This is a genomic window from Corynebacterium sp. HMSC059E07, assembly GCF_001814395.1.
Taxonomy (GTDB): domain Bacteria; phylum Actinomycetota; class Actinomycetes; order Mycobacteriales; family Mycobacteriaceae; genus Corynebacterium; species Corynebacterium hesseae.
The window spans coordinates 20,551-39,001 of the sequence record NZ_KV816325.1 but is presented as its reverse complement, the minus strand read 5'-3'; the positions used below and the strand labels follow the sequence as shown (position 1 = coordinate 39,001).

The following is an 18,451-nucleotide window of genomic DNA, read 5'->3' as shown; positions in this document are numbered from 1 at the left end:
TCATGCTCTTTCTGCTCTACGGTCTTTCCGCACTGCTGTGCATCGCCGCGCTCGTGGCCAAGCTGTATTTCGGAGGCTTCGCGTTCCCGCTCGCACTGTTGATCCCGGCCTTCGTTTTCCTCGTCGTCGGCATGCTCAAGCAGCAGCGTGACGAGCGGCCGGTGGAGTTTGCGGATCTGGAAGAGTGGCACCGCGAGGAGCTAAAAAGCCTGCTGGAGAGCGGTCAATACGGCACGGCGGTGCGCCAAGTGCAGTTGTGGTTTCGTGGCACGAGCCATGAGCGCGCGGAGGAAATCGTGCGCCGCCTCACGTAGCGCTTAAAATTTGGCCCACTGTCAGGACGAGGGAGCACCTGTTCTGTACTATGTGCCCTATGACTGAACGTACACTCATTCTCATCAAGCCGGATGGCGTCAAGAACGGCCACGTGGGCGAGATCATCTCCCGCATCGAACGCAAGGGCCTGAAGCTCGTCGCCATGGATCTGCGCGTCGCCGACGAGGAGACCGCAAAGAAGCACTACGCCGAGCACGAGGACAAGCCTTTCTTCGGCGAGCTGGTCGACTTCATCACCTCCGCACCGCTGGTGGCGGGCATCGTCGAGGGCGAGTCCGCGATTGCCGCATGGCGCCAGTTGGCCGGTGGCACCCACCCAGTAGAGAAGGCCACCCCGGGCACCATCCGCGGTGACTTCGCCCTGACCGTTGGCGAGAACGTTGTTCATGGTTCCGACTCCCCGGAGTCCGCAGAGCGCGAGATCTCCATCTGGTTCCCGAACCTCTAAAGAAGTTCACCGCGCCTAGCGCGCAATAAGGCCCGAGCATAGCGCTCGGGCTTTTGTCGTTTCTGACCCTTAACCCGAACCCGTCCTGTGTGCTCGAGCGCAGGTAGCCCGGGCGCGGCTTAGTCGAACGAGAGCAATGTGCGCAATGCCATAAAGGCGTCTTTGTGCACCTGATGGGTGACGGTTCGGCCGCGTTGCTGTCTGGATAGCAAGCCGGCCTCCCGCAGGCGCGCTAGGTGGTGGGAGACCGTGGGCTGACTCAGCGCAGTGAGCTCGGTGAGTTCCGTGACGCTCATGGGCCCACAGCCTTCATCGCACAGGATGGACAAAAGACGCAGGCGGGCTGGGTCTGCCAGCACTTTGAATTGCTGCGAAAAATGCGTCGCCTCGGCGTCGCTGAGCGGGCCCGTGCTTAAGGAGCAACACTTAGTGCCGGGCGCGCTGGTCTCGGGCGTGGAAGAGGAAGCCATGCGATCAGTATAGGGGTTATCCTTGCACCCTACGTTATATTGACGCATATCAATGCGTACTGTACATTGCATGTTCGTATCATGCTTTGTTCAACGTTGAAGGAGGGAGAGACATGGCCGTGTCGCAGCGCCCGACGTTGTCTTTTCTGGACCGATTTTTACCCGTGTGGATCATTTTGGCGATGGCCGCCGGACTGCTCATTGGCCACTTCCTCCCCGGAATTGGACACGCCCTAGGTGCCGTTGAGGTCGGCGGGATTTCCATCCCGATCGCCATTGGTCTCCTCGTCATGATGTACCCACCCTTGGCCAAGGTCCGCTACGAGAAGACCAAGGAAATCGCCACGGATGGCCGCCTCATGGCGGTATCGCTCGTCCTCAACTGGCTGGTGGGGCCGGCGTTTATGTTTACCCTGGCGTGGCTGTTCTTGGCGGACCAGCCGGAGCTGCGAACCGGCCTCATCATTGTGGGCCTTGCGCGCTGTATTGCCATGGTGCTTGTGTGGTCGGACCTCTCGTGCGCTGACCGCGAGGCAACGGCTGTGCTTGTCGCCCTGAACTCCATCTTCCAGGTCGCTATGTTTGGTGTTCTGGGCTGGTTCTACCTTCGCGTCCTCCCCGGATGGCTGGGCTTGGACACGACGAGCGCTGACTTTTCCTTCTGGGCCATCGTCAAGGCCGTACTCGTCTTCTTGGGCATACCGTTCCTGTTGGGTGCGCTGTCTCGCGTGTGGGGCGAAAAGGTAAAAGGACGGGAATGGTTTGAGAACCGCTTCCTCCCAGCCGTATCGCCCCTGGCCATGATTGGTCTGCTGTACACAATTGTGTTGCTCTTCTCCCTGCAGGGCGAGCACATTGTGGAACAGCCAGTAACGGTAGCGCGCGTGGCTGTGCCGCTGGTTATCTATTTCGTGGGCATGTTTGTATTGTCGCTGGGCGTGGCAAAGGCCGTTGGTATGAATTACGCGCAGTCTGCCAGTGTGGCGTTCACTGCAGCAGGAAACAACTTTGAACTTGCCATTGCAGTATCCATCGGCACCTTCGGAGCGATGTCTGCCCAAGCCCTTGCCGGAACGATTGGTCCCCTTGTTGAAATTCCAGTCCTCGTTGGTCTGGTCTATTTCATGCTGTGGATTGGTCCGAAACTCTTCCCGGGAGATGACACTCTTCCGCGCTAGCGCGTGCGTGCAGCGTCCATGCTGCGCACGCCAACTTCGGTCAGAGTGATGTTAAAGGTCCGCTGGTTCTTGCCATAAATAAAACCAGACATTTTCACTACGCCGGACTTTTCGAGCTCGCGCATTTCCTCCTCGAGCCCCTCCTCGTAGCCGAGTAGCTTGCTCAATGCTGGGATGGAAATCGTGTTACCGGTAACGGCGCCCGCCGCCACCAATCCGCTGAGGGTCTCTGGGTGTTCCTCAACGGCGGCAATGCTTTTCTCTGTGACGCCATCCAAACTGTCCTTTTCTGTGATGGCTTTGATGCGGCGCTTGCCCACGCGGAAAGAGGTGGTGCCGAAGGCGCGGCCACCGATGATGAACGCCGGTATGGCAAAGGCCGTGTGGCCCGCTGCGACGAGGATGGGGTTGAGCGATATATCGCCGAGAATCCCGGTGGACTTAATCCCTTCGGTGATAAGCGGCGAAAAGATGGCGAGCACCGGCAACAAGTAGGCAAGGGTGGGGTAGTCGCCCGCCCGAAACTCTTCCTGCGCGGCTTGTACAAACTTTGGTTTGCTGCGAATGATGCGGAAGGCTCCGTAGAGCATCACCATGATGAGCACCGCGTAGACCGGGACCGCGTAGGGATAGGGGAAGTCAACGACGCGAAGGCCTGAAGCGATGCCCGCGGGCACGGCTACGGTCACGATATTCCGCAGCGCGATCTCGTTGCGGGCGCGCGCCTGCGCCACAGTGCGTGGCGCGTGGACAGGTATTTTCCGCTCTGCAGGTGTGTTTGTGGGCGCGCCGTTGGACATAGCGGCGATACTAACATGTGAGCCTTAATCGAGCTCTGTGCCAGAATAGAAGGCGCTGACAACTTAATAAAGATGATGAGAATTTTTCAAAGACTCACTACCGTGTGGCGGCAACCTGCGCCCGGGGTGAGCACAACGTCAGGAGATAAGCCACTGATGGCATCCAAGAAGAAAACAAAAGAAGAACGTATTGAATCGACGTTGGCTGCGGCTGTAGCGGGGATTGACCGCGAGGCACTCGCGCCCAAGACCCGCCTTTATGCCTTGGCCAAGCAGGTGGGCGTGGCTTCCAAGGAATTGGTGGCCCAGTTCGCGGAGATGGGAATCAAGAAGTCCGCACAGTCCACACTGACGCCGGAAGAGGTGGGCCAGCTTATCGACGTCCTCGTGCCCGCCACCGAAGCTCCCGAGCAGGCCGCCACCGAGGACGCCAACCCGGCTGCAGCCACGGCCGATGCTGCGCAGACCCCCGAAGAACCTGTCGAAGAAACTACTGAAGCCCTGGCTGAAGAAAAGCCGGAGAAGACCGTGAAGAAGAAGCGCGCCAAGCGTGCGGCGAAGCGCGTGAGCAAGGCAGGCAAGAAGGCTGAGCCGAAGGAGCAGGCAGAGGAACCCGTACCGGAAGAGCCTGCTGCGCAACTGGAGCAGCCGGAACAACTGAGCGAGGAAGAAGAAAAGCTGCGCGAGCGCGTGCGCAAGAACGTTGACAACGAGATTTCGCAGATCGTCGACAAGGTCGATGCCGAAATGCTGCACGAGGCGCTCGCCGAGGCCGGTGATAGCGACGAGGACGAGGACCTCACCCCGCTGATCACCCCGATGGCTGAGGAAGACCCGGACGTGTACGACTTCGCGCCGGTCTTCATGGCGCCGAAGATCACTCCGCTGGCCAAGCGCCAGAAGCCAGAAAAGCGCGTGGAAGAAACCGAGGAAGATTCGGCGCCGTCGAACCAACCGTGTGGTCGCCGTCGCGGCAGCCGCGGAACTTCCCGTGGCCGCGGGGCGGAAAGCCGCGGGCCAGCCCGCGAGGAAGTCGAGCACATTGAAGAGCCGAAGGCCATCAAGGGCTCAACCCGCATCGAGGCGCAGCGCCGCCGCCGTGCGGAGCTGCGGGAGAAGGGCCGCGAGCGCCAGCACATCGTCTCCCAAGCGGAGTTTCTTGCGCGCCGCGAATCTGTAGAGCGCACCATGGTGGTGCGCGATAAGCAGCGCACCGACGGTGCGGGCATCATCGCCCAGGTCGGTGTGCTGGAGGATGATCTCCTGGTCGAGCACTTCGTCACGACGGAGACGCGCCCCTCCCAAATTGGCAATATCTACTTGGGCCGCGTGCAAAACGTGCTGCCCTCGATGGAGGCAGCCTTCGTCGATATTGGACAGGGCCGAAACGGTGTGCTGTACGCGGGCGACATCGACTGGCGCGCATTGGGTATTGGCGGACGCGGCCGCAAGGTGGAAAACGCCTTGAAGTCCGGTGATCAGGTCCTGGTTCAGGTTGCCAAGGATCCCATCGGCCACAAGGGCGCGCGCCTGACCACCCAGATTTCTTTGGCCGGCCGCTTCCTGGTGTATGTGCCGGGCGGGCGCAGCGCGGGGATTTCTCGCAAGCTGCCGGCGCCGGAGCGCAAGCGCCTTAAGGGGATTTTGGAGCGCGTCATCCCGGGGGATGGCGGCGCCATCATTCGTACCGCAGCGGAGAACGTGTCGGAGGAGGACATCGCGTCCGACGTCAACCGCCTGCACTCCCTGTGGGAGGACATTAGCGCCCGCGCCGCGCACGAGAAGGCAACGAAGGGCGCCAAGCCGGTCACCCTGTACGAAGAGCCGGACCTGCTCATCAAGGTGGTGCGCGACCTTTTCAACGAGGACTTCAGTACCTTGGTTGTGGACGGCAAGCGTTCCTACAACACGGTCAGCGCCTACGTGGACTCCATGGCGCACGACTTGGCGGACCGCGTTGTGCGCTACGACGCCCGCGACCACGATGGCGAGGATGCCTTCAGCGCCTACCGCATTGATGAGCAGCTGCAGAAGGCCTTGGGCCGCAAGGTGTGGCTGCCGTCTGGCGGCACCCTCGTCATCGACCGCACTGAGGCCATGACGGTCATTGACGTCAACACGGGCAAGTTCACCGGTTCCGGCGGCAACCTCGAGGAGACGGTGACCCGCAATAACCTCGAGGCGGCCGAGGAGATCGTGCGCCAAATGCGCCTGCGCGATATCGGCGGCATGATCGTCGTGGACTTCATCGATATGGTGCTGCCGGAAAACCAGGACCTTGTGCTGCGCCGCCTCAAGGAAGCGCTGGGACGTGACCGGACGCGCCACCAGGTTTCTGAGGTGACCTCACTGGGCTTGGTGCAGATGACGCGCAAGCGCGTGGGCACCGGCCTCATCGAGACTTTCTCCACCGAGTGCGAGGCCTGCCATGGCCGGGGCATCATCATTCACGAGTACCCGGTTGATGAGGATGCCGAGGAGGAGAACTCGAAGCCGCAGCGCCGTAGCCGCAAGGAGCGCCGCGCACCGCAGCGCGATCCGAAGCAGCACCCGGCTGCCGTGCGCATGCACCGCGACGATGAGGACGCCGCCGAGCATGGAAACGGCGCAGAACAGGACACAACGCGCGACGACGAGTCCTCCTTGGAGGAGCTCGTGGCCAACGTGGTCGTCGTCGACGAGGACGAGCCGGATACCCCGGATAGTGCTTCCATTGGCTATGCCGTAGCGGAAAGCTTGGACGCGAAGCGCTCGAAGCCGAAGTCGAAGGCGAAGCGCTCGCGCAAGCCGCGCCGGGCAACGCGGACCTTCCGGGAGCCACAGCGCGAGGAGGTAAGCGAGGATTCGCGTGCGAAGCACGGCAAACGCGATGAGCACGCCGCTGCGGAAAAGGCATCCACGCAGCGCCAGGAGCAGACCTATGACGAGGCCGTCGAAGCCTTTGAGAAGTCACCGCGCCGCAAGCGCCGCACGCGCGGAAACTCCCGCTCGGATATTCGCCCGAAGCGTGAAGACTTCGCGCAGGACGAGACCCCAGCAAAGGACGCTCAACTAGCCACCTCTAAGAAGGAGGCCAAGGCTGAGCGCAAGGGTGCGGAGCCGGGCGAGAACACGAGCGTGCGCGCGACCCGCAGCCGCGGCCGCCGCCGAGTGATGCGCAAGATGGCACAGAGCCAGTCCACCCCGGCGTCGAATGATCGCGGACAGGGGAGCGAGGCGCAGCGGCGAGAGTCTTCCGCACAGACCACAGCGTCGAAGGCGCGAAAGGGCGGGCGCGGGAGGCGTCGAGTAGCGCGGCGCAGGTCGCGCTAGAAAAGGCGTTTTGCCTTTTCGCCTCCTCACGGGGTAGTCTTTGACAGTCGCTGTTTAGACCATGAATGCGCTCGATGGGACGCGCTGCGGTTCCCGCACGTCTCTCGCGGATGTGGTTCTAAACGCCAATGTCCAATGTCCATTCGTTAGCGGCACCACCCAGCTGCTAGCGAGCCGAGTTTAGATAAGGGGTAGCCCTCTATGTACGCGATCGTCAAGACCGGCGGAAAGCAGTACAAGGTTGCTGAAGGTGACCTCGTCAAGGTCGAGAAGATCGAGGGTGAGCCGGGTTCCTCCGTTGCTCTCACCCCGGTTCTGCTCGTCGATGGCGCAACCGTCAAGTCGAAGGCTGCAGACCTGGAGAAGGTCTCCGTCTCCGCTGAAATTGTCGAGCAGGGCAAGGGCCCGAAGATCGACATCCTCAAGTACAAGAACAAGACTGGTTACAAGCGTCGCCTTGGTCACCGTCAGCCGGTGACCACGCTGAAGATTACCGGTATCAAGTAAGCCTTAACCGGCTCTAATTCATCCCTGAAGGAGGGGAAACCACATGGCACACAAGAAGGGTGCTTCCAGCTCCAGCAACGGTCGCGATTCCGAGTCCAAGCGCCTCGGCGTTAAGCGCTTCGGTGGTCAGCAGGTTAAGGCCGGCGAGATCATCGTGCGTCAGCGCGGCACCAAGTTCCACCCGGGTGAGAACGTTGGTCGCGGCGGCGACGATACCCTGTTCGCTCTCGCGGCAGGCTCTGTTGAGTTCGGCGTCAAGCGTGGACGTCGTCTGGTCAACATTGTTCCGGCCGAAGAGGCTGCTGCAGAAGCAACTGCTTAATCCGCACTTGTAGAAGTGCTGTGGACCCTTCCTCTTATCAAAGAGGAAGGGTCCTTTTTGCGTTTTGTTCGCTTGGATCCAACTGCTACTTCGACTGTAAGAGGGCTAAAGCTGTGGCTATGTCAAAGCTAGGCAAAGGATTCCTTCTGGAAGGGGCTAGCGGCGAGTCTTTCTTAGTCGAATTGTAGCTATGTATAAATTAAGGGTAGGCACATATCGGCAGGATAAGGTTTGCAACCCTCTCAGCTTCCTAGTATTCTTCCAGTGAATTACTTCTCTCGAGTGCCGGAATGGTGCTCGCCTATTCCCTACATTGGGAGATTGGAACCTTTATGAATAAGGCTTCTACTCGTCTCGCTGCGTTCGTTGCGGCTGGTGCCATTTCCGTCGCAGGAGCAGGCTTTGCGGCTCCTGCGCTTGCGCAAACCACTACAACTCCCCAGGCTGGTGTGGAGGCTGCCCCGGCGCCTGTAACTCGCAGTGCTGCGTCTGTCATCGATGCGACTAAACCCGTCAAGCTAACCATTACCAAGTATCTCGGCGACCCGGGCGATACCAGCACCCCGCTGGCTGACTCTGAGTTCAAGGTCCAGCGCGTCGATGTAGATCTGACCAAGCAGGAGGGCTGGAAGCAGCTCTCCGGCTACACGGCAGCGGATGCGCCGATCGATGGCGGCTTTACGGCTGTCACCAAGAAGACTGATAGTAACGGTGTGGCCACCTTTGATGAGTTGAAGGTGGGCGCCTACAAAGTTACCGAGACCAACCGCGCTGGTTACACTACCGCTCCGCCCTTCCTCGTCACGTTGCCGCACGATGTCGATGGTAAGTGGGTCTATGAGCAGACTGTTGAGCCGAAAAACCAGAAGATAGTTCCCTCCAAGCAGGTGAAGGATGCTGGTGCGACCATCGGAACGCAGCTGACCTATACCGTCAACGCTCCGGTACCCGCTGCCGCATTGACCCGTTTCATCATCCAAGACCCGCTTAATGCGGCTCTAAAGGTCGACACGCAAAAAGTCAAGGTCTCGCTCGACGGAGCCACCAATGGTGCAACGCTTGCAGCAAGCGATTACAACACCACCTTGGATACTGCTACCAATACCTTGCAGGTGGAATTCACCAAGGATGGCTTGGCCAAGCTGCAGAAAGCCCGTAAGGGTGCGCCGGGCCTGAAGGTTCTTGTTGAGTTCCCAGCTACCATCACAAAGGCGCCAGAAGGTGGCGTAATCACCAACACCGCGAAGATCCTTCTTCCCAACGGCGCTGTAGTAGATACCAACGGTGATGACCCGGCTACCCCGGATGTAGAGGATAATCCGACCACGACCACGTTCGGTACCTTGACCATCACCAAGACTTCTGGCAATGCCAAGGAGGATGATTCCCTCGATGGTGCTGAATTTGAGCTCTACCAGTGCAAGAAGGAGGGGGAGAACTGGCAGCTGCTTGGCAAGCCGCTGAACATGGCTACCACCGCTGAAGGAACTCCAGCAACCACGATTGTGACCTCCGGTTCCACGGGCACCGCTCCAAGCCTTAAGTCTGAGGCAAAGGGCTATACCATTCCGGTGCAGTCCTTTGCTGCTGCCACCGGTGTGACTACCAAGGACTACTGCGTACTGGAGACCAAGGCACCGAAGAACTTCGTCCGTAACGAGGTTCCGCAGCATGTCACTGTGGACCTGGCTGCTAAGACTTTGGCTGTCGAGGTAGATAACCAGCGCAACTCCGTACTGGGGCAGCTGCCGGCTACCGGTGCCTGGGGAATCATCTTGGTCTTCCTTGTTGGTCTCGCACTGCTGGCTCGCGGCATTTACACCTCCTACAAGGATTCCCGTACTGCTTAATTAAGGGTTTACGGGAAGGCGGGGCACTGCATGACCCAACGCAGAAGGCGACGTCGTAATCCGCGCTCCATCGTTTATCTCATACTGGCTCTGCTGGTGTTCTTGTCTCCGGTCGTGCTGACCTACTACAAGAACATTGAGCAGCACCAGATTGCAGAAGAATATTCGCGTTCCGTTTCGCGTTTGTCTGAGGATGAGCGTGCCGTTGAGTTCGCGCGAGCCGCGGAGTACAACGCCCAACTGCCGGAGGTAGGAGCCCCCGATCCCTGGGTCAACGGTGTTGATGTTAATTCTCCCGCTTACAAGGATTACCTAGATATCCTGCGCACCGTAGGCCCGATGGCCCGTGTCCGAGTCCCGAGCGTCGGCATTGATTTGCCGGTGTACCACGGGACGTCGACAAACGTGCTCGCCCACGGTGTGGGCCACCTATACGGCACAGCCTTGCCTGTGGGTGGAGTGGGAACTCATTCTGTGCTCACAGGACATACGGGGCTCGCGACCCTGACGATGTTCGACAACCTTACCCACATCAAAAAGGGTGAAGTTTTCACCATTGAGGTCATGGGTGAGGTCCTTGCCTACAAAGTCACTGGGATTGAAACTGTTCTTCCAGAAGAAATCGAACACCTCCAGGTCGAAGAAGGGCGAGACCTTCTCACCCTTGTTACCTGTACTCCGTATGGCATCAACTCCCATCGGCTACTGGTCCATGGTGAGCGCACGGACGTGCCTGCCAACTATGACCAGGGGTTCAAGCCCCCGTGGCAGTCGTGGATGACCATCGCTATCGCCGTTGTTGTCTTTATTATTGCCTACCTGCTGTGGCTACTGGCTCGGCGCCGCAAGAAGCGCAAGCAGGATCAAGAAATTTATAGTTAGTGAAAGTACCTATGCTCATGAAGTCACGCGCTCACATCTATGGACGCTTTGCCTCCGTGCTTGCTGCCTTCATGATTGTCTGCGTGACTTTGCTTAACGCAGCGCCTGTGCCAGCTCAACAAGTAGCGAGTCTTGTAATCGCCAAAACTCTTGGTGCTGGTGCGGCAGGGGAGCCGGTGGATACGCAAGCCCGTTTTAAAGCCGTTCAGTTGATTGATCTCCAGGCTAATGAATCTACGGATCTCGGCGCGCTAGCTAAAGATAATCCGCGCCTGCTTGGCGACGATCCCGGATACAGCACCGGCCAAGCCCACTTTGCGGACACTAATGAAGAAGGCAAAGCTAGCTTCTATGGCCTTCAACCAGGGGTTTACCAAGTCTCGGAGGTCAACCTTCGCACAGGAAATGTGCATCGCGATGTCGCTACACCGATTCTTGTTTATATCGGGAAGGAGCCTGCCCTCGTTCGGGCGAAGAACCAGCCCACGGTTATTGAGAAGAAGGCAAGCTCTGACAAGGCGGCCCTAGGAGACGAGCTGACCTTTCAAATCACTACGTCGGTTCCACCTTGCGATGTAAATGGTGAATTGCACCAATATGTTGTGATCGACGCATTGGCCACTCTTCTCAGTTTCAAAGGCATTAAAAACGTACGCGTGACTAATGCGGATGGCGATGTGCGACTTCTTGAGAAAGAGGACTACGTGGTGGGGGAGTCAGGTAACCGGGTAACCTTCTCTCTCAAGAAGACTGGTTTGGCCAAGCTTGCCGCCTCACGGGATGGAAATCCAGAAACCAAGGTCCACTTCGATATCGTGACATCCGTCAAGGAGAATTCGGCCTCCGACTCAATGATCCACAACACTGCGCTCTTCTCACCGGATGGCTATTGCGTTCCCAAGCCCGGAGAGATTCAAGCAGTCAACGCACACTATAGTCTCGTCGCCGATCAACAACCTCTTGATGGTGCTCCGGTCGCTCTTGACTGCACTATCGGCCTTACGCCGGAAAAATCAAATACGGTTGAAGTAGTACTCGATGGCAATAGCCAACCAGGAGGCTCGAGCAGTTCGCGCCTGTGGCGGCCCATTGCCGCCCTCATCGCAGCCTTGGGAATAGGCGCTGCAGGAAGCTCCGGGGGTTCCTCGGAAAAACCTGCGGGCGAAGGCGAAGCCGCTGAAACATCGAGCACGCGTCTCTCCGAACCGGATGAAGAGCGACCAACCGTTCCGCAAAACCAAGGACCGCTAAGCCGGGCGCTCGACTCCTTGGCCAGTACTGGCGCCAGCGTCATGGGGATCGTACTTGCAGGTCTAACGCTCATAGCGTTGGCCTTTATAATCCTTTCGCGACGTCGTGAGAAGGAACAAGAAACGGGCGATGTTTCAGAATCTGAAGCGGGCCAGAAGCCGTGATAGGTTCTCGCCTATTTCCGAACAACCCACAATCTTTAGGAGCCTCCGTGCAGATGACCACACTGACCACAGCGATGAAGCGCCTTGGCACCGTCATCGTGGCGGCCGTGATCGCGGTTGCCGGCCTTGCTATGCCCAACAGCCCTTGGGAAGGACACACCACCCCCGAGGCACAAGCACAAACCTCGAGGAACTGGGGTAAGAATGAGAACGCGTTTAACCAGTGTTCTTTCAGGAGGGGAACAGGTGACGTAGCACCGTACGCCCAACAGTTGTGTTGGATTGACATGGCAGGTTTAATGCAAGTTTTGTCTCCCACGCCTACCCGCGTCACGAAGGATATGGGCCGCTATGAGATGAGCTTCACAGTCAACCTCCTTACGTCCTCCGAACGAGCTGGCGGCGGTACGACCAAGTGGTCGACGGAGATGAAGCGTTTTGGTCTGGAAGCTGGTCCGATCAATAACCGTGTGTTTGGTAATGAAATCAATGGTGTCCAGTACTTCGGACAATTCACCGGTGACAGCAGTACACCGGCTATTACCTTCAGGAATGTAATCAGCGTTGTTTCTACTGGCCAAATGGCTAAGGTGCAGTTCCGAGACATCAAAGTCAAAGACAAGGCTACCGGTAAAAACGTCACCGGCTATCGCATGACCGCGATCGATGCGGAGGCAACCGAGTCTGGCCTATTCGGCGAAAATATGTCTTTTGATGCGCCGGAATTGAACCAAGAACTGAATCTGTACCGCCGAATTACGCCGCCTGGGTATCTTCCTGCGTGCGATCCCGCTAGAGACTCGAGAAGCATTCTGGGACCAGGTAAGGAAAGCTACTACAACGAGGGCGATAACACCTTCAAGGATGTTTATTGTAAGGAGAACACGTCGTATAAGTATCCCGCAGGAACTTACATTCTTGGTGGTGACGGCGTTACGTCTCTCGATGTAGGACTGTTCACGCGTGATGGATTTCAGGCCTTTGCTCTTGCGCTGAATATGGGTCGAATGACGGGAAACGTTCTGCCTGTCGATACCACGATGGAGAAGGCGGCAACGGGCCAAGCAACAACGTTTGATTTCTCCATGGCAACCCGACTCAACGGTACCGAGACGCCTGTTCCATGGCAGGGTGAAGGAACTTACACCCAAGCGTTGCGCCAAATGGATGCCTATGATGCCAACGGCACTAATGCCAAGGACGTGATGCTTTTCCGCTCCGCTGCTCAAGGTGCGCAGAAGAATCTTGCTTTCAACCGTTACGAGCCCGCATGGCAATGTACTGATCCAACCGATGCGACGAAGAACATCACGGTGAAAGAGAGGAGTGTCCCCGCGGGCAAGGGTGTCTCGTTGGAAAAAGATACGGCTACTGGCACTTCCACTCTCGTGATGGAGAACAAGACCTCGGTCCCCATGAACTGTAAGGTTACGTGGACTCCTAAGTTCAAGCCTTCATCACTTAACTTGCGTAAGTCGGTGAGCGGTACTGCAAAGAATTACAAAGATATTCAGCTGCTTACGTACGACATTGGCTATTCCTGCACGGAGCCACAAGGGTTTAAGGCAGCTTATCCAGACGTGAAACTTGCGGATTCACGCGCGCTTGCGGACGGTGCTGGTTATACCGTTACAGGTTTGCCTGCGGGTGCCATGTGTACTTTGACGGAGAAGAACGCGCAGGCTAGCCCAGGAACGCAGTTGAAATTGACCTGGACAGGTTCCAACGTGACATCTGGAACTGGAGCTACTCCCACTGCGACGGTCAAATTAGCCGAGGGAAGCACCAACGCGACGGGCGTCAGCAGCGCAGTGGCAGGTAATGCTTTCGATGCCCGTACCGGCACGGTGAACGTGTCCAAGCACATTCATGGTGAAGCGGTGGGCCATCTCGGAAGCCCACGTGACTACCGCTTTGAACTTACTTGTGACAGTGCAAATTATGACCAGGTTGTCACTATGAAAACTACGTCCACGGGCGCGAACCAGCTTGATGGAACGGCCCAGTTTACGGGCGTGCCACTCGGGCGTGATTGCTTGCTCAAGCCGCTGTCCGGTTTGTCGGGAACTGAAACCGAGACCATTGTTTTTGATGGTCGCACGTTGAAGCTCGATGGTGCTGTCGTGGAGAAGAACCAGGCAGAAGCTTATCCTCTGAAGTTTCCTGACTCGGGGCAAAACAACAGCGTTTCCACTGTGTCTATTGATGCCCAGTATTCTTTCCAGCGCCGTGACGTAAAGGTTCAAAAGAATCTTGTTGGCCCCGCGGCCGCGAAGGTTCCCAATGAAGGAACTTACGATGTTTCCTACGTTTGTGAGACTCCGAATGATCCTGCTGGCAAGGTAGAAGGAACTCTGAAGCTCGCTAGTGGAAGTGAAAATGCCCAGTACATCAAAGGTGCGCGCGTTGGTGCAGAGTGTCGAATTTGGGAGTCGCAGCAACCAGAGTTCCCTAATCAGGTTGTAGATAGGACCCAGGTTTCGGCGTCTGATACCTCTGACCAAGTCACGTCCTTGACTAATGAGGAAGCCAAATCCAAGCCGGTACTAACGGTTGATGATACGACCGACGAGAAGCACAATGCCGTGACCGTATCCAATCACTATGTGAGCCGGCTAGCCACCGTTGACCTCCATAAGCTGGTGAGGTCTGAACTCGGCATTTCCAACCTTCTGCCAGCTGATTACGAAGTTTCATTTGACTGCGGTGTCCGTAACGTTGAGACAGCCGAGGGGCAATATACCAACGTCGATCTTCGCGGTGATCTTCGCCTTGGCGGATCGGAAACCAAGCGCCTCATCGCGGATGTAGCTGATGAAAAATTGGCATCTTTGGTAAATGATGGGGCCGGTGGAGCTATGCGTGTTCCCTATGGCAACACGTGCCGCTTTTCTGAAAAGGATCCTGACACAGTTCGCGGTCTCGACTGGTCGTCCAATGTAGGTTCTCTCAGTCTCGAGGTTGGACAACCTGAAGAAAAAGTGGATCTTATTAATACCTTCAAAGCTGCCGGTGATGGTGTAACCATCAAGCAGCGAACTGCAGGTGTAGCAAAGTTTACCAAGCCGGTGAAGTACACCTTAGAGTGTCGCGCTTCCGACGGTACTCAGCTTGATTTGGGTGAGCAGGAGAGTTTCACTCTTGAACCCGGTGAATCTTCCCTCCAGGTGCCTAGCTCCTCTATTCCAGAATCCAGCACGTGCCAGATCAAGGAGGTCGATGTTGATGACGGGAAGCGTGGAGATGGATTCGAGATCACACGAAACTCCACGTTGAAAGCAGACGACGTCAATAAATCTTTCGATACTGGCGAAGGGGTTGATTCTGGCGTATTCACGGTAGGTGAACAGACCGTGGTCAACATTTCGCACACGTATGGCTACGCTGAGAAAAAGATGGAAATCACCAAAACCGTCGCGTTTGATTCAGAAACCGGTGATTACATCTCCCCGGTGCGCAAGAACGTTAAGTACCAGCGTGAATTCGACGTCAGTGTCGTCTGTACCCCGCCGGATGGGGGCGTGCTGGTGTCTCACGCAGGAAAAGTAAGTTCCCCGCAATCCGACAACCCGCAAACCCAAAAGCTGGTGTTCGATGACATTCCGGACGGATCCACCTGTCGCGTGACTGAGGGCGATACTACCGCTGCAGAAGGAATTACCTTCACGCAGGAGGTGGAAGCGGATGGCCAACGTGCTGAGAAGACACTTAAGTTTGCTATCAACGGTGACACGCCGGTGCAACTAATTAACACCTATAAGCGGCAGATGGCCAAGCTCGACCTCACTAAGATTGCGAATACTCCAATCGACATTGAAAAGGCACAGCCCGATGTCACTGGGGATAGCGTCTATTACACGCACAATTTCTCTATGGTTTGTTCGGATCCTGAGGGGTCAGATGCAGAGTCTGGAGAGCTTCCGCCGATTGATGTCAAGCAGATCACTGGTCCCGGGCACACCGAGTTTGTCAATGTTCCGGTCGGTGCAAACTGTTCCATCACAGGCGATAAGTTTGGTCAGCTTGATTTGAAGAAGACACAAGGCGAGGGCAAGCCCACGCTCGAGACACACCTCAACCCTCAGAAGGTGGAGTGGCGTCTGCAGCGCAACGACGCTGAGCCTTTCATTGATTCCGAAGTGAAGGAAGGCACCACTACCTCCCAGCAGATTCCTATCAAGGCAGATAATGCAGATGGAACGTCCAACAATGTGTTGACGCTGACTAACTACTACACCTTCGTCAAATCCAAGCTTGGAATGAGCAAGAAAATTGTGGCTTCGGACGATGACATGAAGGTTTTGCGAAATGCCAAACCCGGAGTGAATTTTAAATTCAACTACCAGTGCCAAGGCGTGGGATATTCCACTTCAAATATTGGTCTGCCCACAACTCTCGCAGCGGGAGACAACGAAAAATTTGCCGACCCGAAAAGGACGTTTAAAGCAGCGGAGGTGGAAGTCCCGTCTGGTGCGTGGTGTACCGCAACTGAAGATGAGCCTTCTTCAACCCCGCCGGAATTGATATGGAATGCCGATTCGCGCGAAGTTTCTAAGCGTGTTGGATCTGCCGAATCTTCGGTTGAATCCGTCGACTTTGTTAACACGTATAAGCGACGTACCGTACCGGTCCGCATCGTCCCGATGCAGGATGGCTATTTGGGTGGCGCGGATCAATCCAAATACGTATATGATCTGACGTGTAAAGATCCTTCGGGCACCAAAAAGTCCTTCGACTTTGATGCAGTGAATACTAACGCGACCTATACGGTCGCCGATAGCTCTGAGCCTTCAGGCGGCAGCATTGTGGAGCTACCGGTTGGATACGACTGCACCTTGGATCTCAGTAAATCCTCGGCTCTACAGCCACGAGTACAACTCGAGGCCACGAGGTCTCAGCGCACCCCATATGTGGAGTTTGGTAAGTGGGTTGGTGGTCAGCCCGATGCCAAGAACCCGACGAAGAAGCTTGCTTCGCTCACCGCTGACGAAGTGACCGATGCGATGAAGAAGTACAGTTATGATTTCCGTATTGATCCGAAACTGCAGTCCCGTTCTGGTGAGCCTGTAATGACGCTGGGAGCAGAAGCGATGCACCTTCGTGATCGCGTTGACGTCACCTTTACCAAGACATCTACGGGCTCCGCAGGAAAAGGAAGAACCTTTGGTTTTGCTTCCAGCTGTGGCGATACATCTTTCGAGCTTAAATCGGGTGAATCCCACACGCTGAAGGGGATTGAGATCGACCGAAACTGCACGATTCGTGAGCAAACGGCTGATGGTCAAGCGGGTGCTGTTGTTTCCGTGGAAAGTTCAGGTGAGCGCTTGGGTAACCCGACGGCCGAAACAACGAGCGACAGCGAGGGCCGGCTTACCGGTGGTACGTGGTCCTTCGACGTAATGCCGGTGAGCACGCCGACCGACTTGTCGACGGATGGCGCGAAGTGGGCGTTTAATGCCAAGAACTCTTTCCCAGGGCTCAAGGTGAAGAAAAAGATTGATGGTGCGCCGATTAGTGCCCTGAGTGGAGCTGTTGCGGATACCGCGATTCTTCCCGACTCAGCGGAGACCATGCGCTTTACCTATGAGGTAGAGAACGAAGGGGCCCTAGCATTGGGCAACTTCCTGTTCAAAGAACCCGAATTGGCTGGCTTTACAGTTCGTAATGGTGCTGGTGAAGAATTCACGATCAACAATAACGGGCTAATCCCCGCGGCGGTGTGCAACGTGGATGCAGCGGGACGCCTCGCACCTGGGGCGAAGCGGGACTGCTCCTTCGATGTGGTGATTAAGCAGAGCGCCGATACCGCTTTTAGCTATAAGGGAACCGTCGCGGTTACGGCGGATGCGTACGCCCAGCAGAGTGATGCAGCACCTGCAGCTCAGGTTGCTGCTTCCGATACGTACGGAGCACTACGTTTGAGTGGACTGTTGGCTGCAATGTTGCCGGATACTGGTATGCAGACTCTAGTCTTTGTACTCCTACTTGGTCTTGCAGTATTGGCTTTGGGACTGTGGTTCTACATGCGCAATAGGGAGGATGATGACGAAAAGGAAGAATAAGCGCCGTTCCTTCTGGCTCATCATCGCCGGGATTCTCATCCTGCTGTATCCCATAGTTGCTACGCAGTACAACGATTATCAGCTGCACCAGCAAGCCGAGTCTTATGGCAGGTCCGTGCGAGACATAGACCCGCCAACGCAGCGCCAGCAGTATATTCGTGCAGCGCATGAGTATAACGATTGGTTGGCGCAGCAAGGACACCACGCTTATCCTCCCCAGCCCGGCTCACCTGGCTTCGAGCGCTACCTAGATACGCTCAATGCTCCAGAGACGGGCGGAGTCATTGCGCGTTTGCGCATCCCTTCTATTGGTATCGATCTACCTGTCTTCCACACAACGGCACCTTCAGTTCTATACGGCGGAGCCGGCCACATGTTTGGTTCTTCTCTACCCGTCGGCGGTCCGGGAACTAACACTGTGATTTCGGCCCATACCGGGATGGTTAATGCGTCAATGTTTGATAATCTTCCGCGCCTGAAGGACGGGGAGACCGTAACCATCGACGTCATGGGCGAGACGCTCACCTATAAAGTCACCGGCCGCGAAGTAGTCAAACCTGAAGACTACGATGCTGTCACCTATGAGGCGGATAAAGACAAACTCACCCTCATCACGTGTACGCCTTATGGCATCAATACAGACCGCTTACTCGTGCACGCAGAAAGAGTGGATACTCAGGTGGAAGAAGAATCTGGGTGGCAACCTAAGCTATCGTGGTGGATGATTTTGGCGCTCATCCTTATCGCCGCGGTGCTGGTGATTGTGTGGTGGAATGAGCGGCGTCGAAAGAAGAGGCGTAGCCAGCGAGTAAGCTGACTACCTTTGGTCCCCAATTAAAAAGTTGATTTGGAGACTGGCAACGGCCAGT

Annotated in this window: 13 protein-coding genes; 11 read left to right on the top strand and 2 right to left on the bottom strand. The window is 56.7% G+C overall.

The genetic code is table 11. From position 1 onward, the window contains the following. Nucleotides 1–2: 2 nt before the first annotated feature. Together HMPREF2967_RS08100 and ndk are read left to right on the top strand one after the other, a co-directional pair. Nucleotides 3–314, top strand: a complete 312-nt coding sequence (locus HMPREF2967_RS08100) for a hypothetical protein (RefSeq protein WP_070685976.1) — start codon at nt 3–5, stop codon at nt 312–314. A gap of 59 nt (nt 315–373) precedes the next feature. Further along, a complete protein-coding gene (ndk, locus tag HMPREF2967_RS08095; RefSeq protein ID WP_039676402.1) occupies nt 374–784 on the top strand; it encodes a nucleoside-diphosphate kinase in 411 nt (136 codons plus the stop codon). A gap of 119 nt (nt 785–903) precedes the next feature. Here the strand turns inward: ndk and HMPREF2967_RS08090 are convergent, their stop codons facing one another. Beyond that, complete coding sequence (locus tag HMPREF2967_RS08090) at nt 904–1,254, bottom strand: ArsR/SmtB family transcription factor (RefSeq protein ID WP_070685974.1); 351 nt, start codon at nt 1,252–1,254, stop codon at nt 904–906. A gap of 113 nt (nt 1,255–1,367) precedes the next feature. Here HMPREF2967_RS08090 and arsB point away from each other — a divergent pair, with 113 nt between their 5' ends. Next, on the top strand, nt 1,368–2,432 hold the full coding sequence (gene arsB, locus HMPREF2967_RS08085; RefSeq protein ID WP_070565135.1) for an ACR3 family arsenite efflux transporter: 1,065 nt from the start codon (nt 1,368–1,370) through the stop codon (nt 2,430–2,432). Here arsB and HMPREF2967_RS08080 read toward each other — a convergent pair. Then, the gene (locus tag HMPREF2967_RS08080; protein WP_232770782.1) at nt 2,429–3,232 is read right to left on the bottom strand and encodes a hypothetical protein; all 804 of its coding nucleotides are present in this window, start codon (nt 3,230–3,232) and stop codon (nt 2,429–2,431) included. The genes arsB and HMPREF2967_RS08080 overlap by 4 nt on opposite strands. A 156-nt stretch (nt 3,233–3,388) precedes the next feature. Here HMPREF2967_RS08080 and HMPREF2967_RS08075 point away from each other — a divergent pair, with 156 nt between their 5' ends. The 8 genes from HMPREF2967_RS08075 (at nt 3,389) to HMPREF2967_RS08040 (ending at nt 18,399) form a co-directional block, all read left to right on the top strand. Next, nucleotides 3,389–6,544 carry a translation initiation factor IF-2 N-terminal domain-containing protein gene (locus HMPREF2967_RS08075; protein WP_070685972.1) on the top strand — a complete coding sequence of 1,052 codons (3,156 nt, stop codon included), beginning with the start codon at nt 3,389–3,391 and terminating at the stop codon, nt 6,542–6,544. 201 nt (nt 6,545–6,745) lie between these two features. Continuing rightward, nucleotides 6,746–7,051 carry a 50S ribosomal protein L21 gene (gene rplU, locus HMPREF2967_RS08070; protein ID WP_010190885.1) on the top strand — a complete coding sequence of 102 codons (306 nt, stop codon included), beginning with the start codon at nt 6,746–6,748 and terminating at the stop codon, nt 7,049–7,051. Nucleotides 7,052–7,094: 43 nt separating this feature from the next. After that, nucleotides 7,095–7,373 (top strand): 50S ribosomal protein L27, encoded by a 279-nt coding sequence (gene rpmA, locus HMPREF2967_RS08065; protein WP_010190882.1) that lies wholly within the window; start codon nt 7,095–7,097, stop codon nt 7,371–7,373. Nucleotides 7,374–7,705: 332 nt separating this feature from the next. Next, a complete protein-coding gene (locus HMPREF2967_RS08060; RefSeq protein ID WP_070685970.1) occupies nt 7,706–9,223 on the top strand; it encodes a SpaH/EbpB family LPXTG-anchored major pilin in 1,518 nt (505 codons plus the stop codon). A gap of 30 nt (nt 9,224–9,253) precedes the next feature. Further along, nucleotides 9,254–10,105, top strand: a complete 852-nt coding sequence (locus tag HMPREF2967_RS08055) for a class C sortase (RefSeq protein ID WP_070685968.1) — start codon at nt 9,254–9,256, stop codon at nt 10,103–10,105. A 17-nt stretch (nt 10,106–10,122) separates the two neighbouring features. Continuing rightward, complete coding sequence (locus HMPREF2967_RS08050; RefSeq protein WP_198531037.1) at nt 10,123–11,520, top strand: isopeptide-forming domain-containing fimbrial protein; 1,398 nt, start codon at nt 10,123–10,125, stop codon at nt 11,518–11,520. Nucleotides 11,521–11,573: 53 nt separating this feature from the next. Then, a complete protein-coding gene (locus tag HMPREF2967_RS08045; protein WP_083312604.1) occupies nt 11,574–17,582 on the top strand; it encodes a DUF5979 domain-containing protein in 6,009 nt (2,002 codons plus the stop codon). Then, a complete protein-coding gene (locus HMPREF2967_RS08040; protein WP_232770780.1) occupies nt 17,563–18,399 on the top strand; it encodes a class C sortase in 837 nt (278 codons plus the stop codon). Before HMPREF2967_RS08045 ends, HMPREF2967_RS08040 begins: the two co-directional genes overlap by 20 nt. Nucleotides 18,400–18,451 lie beyond the last annotated feature (52 nt).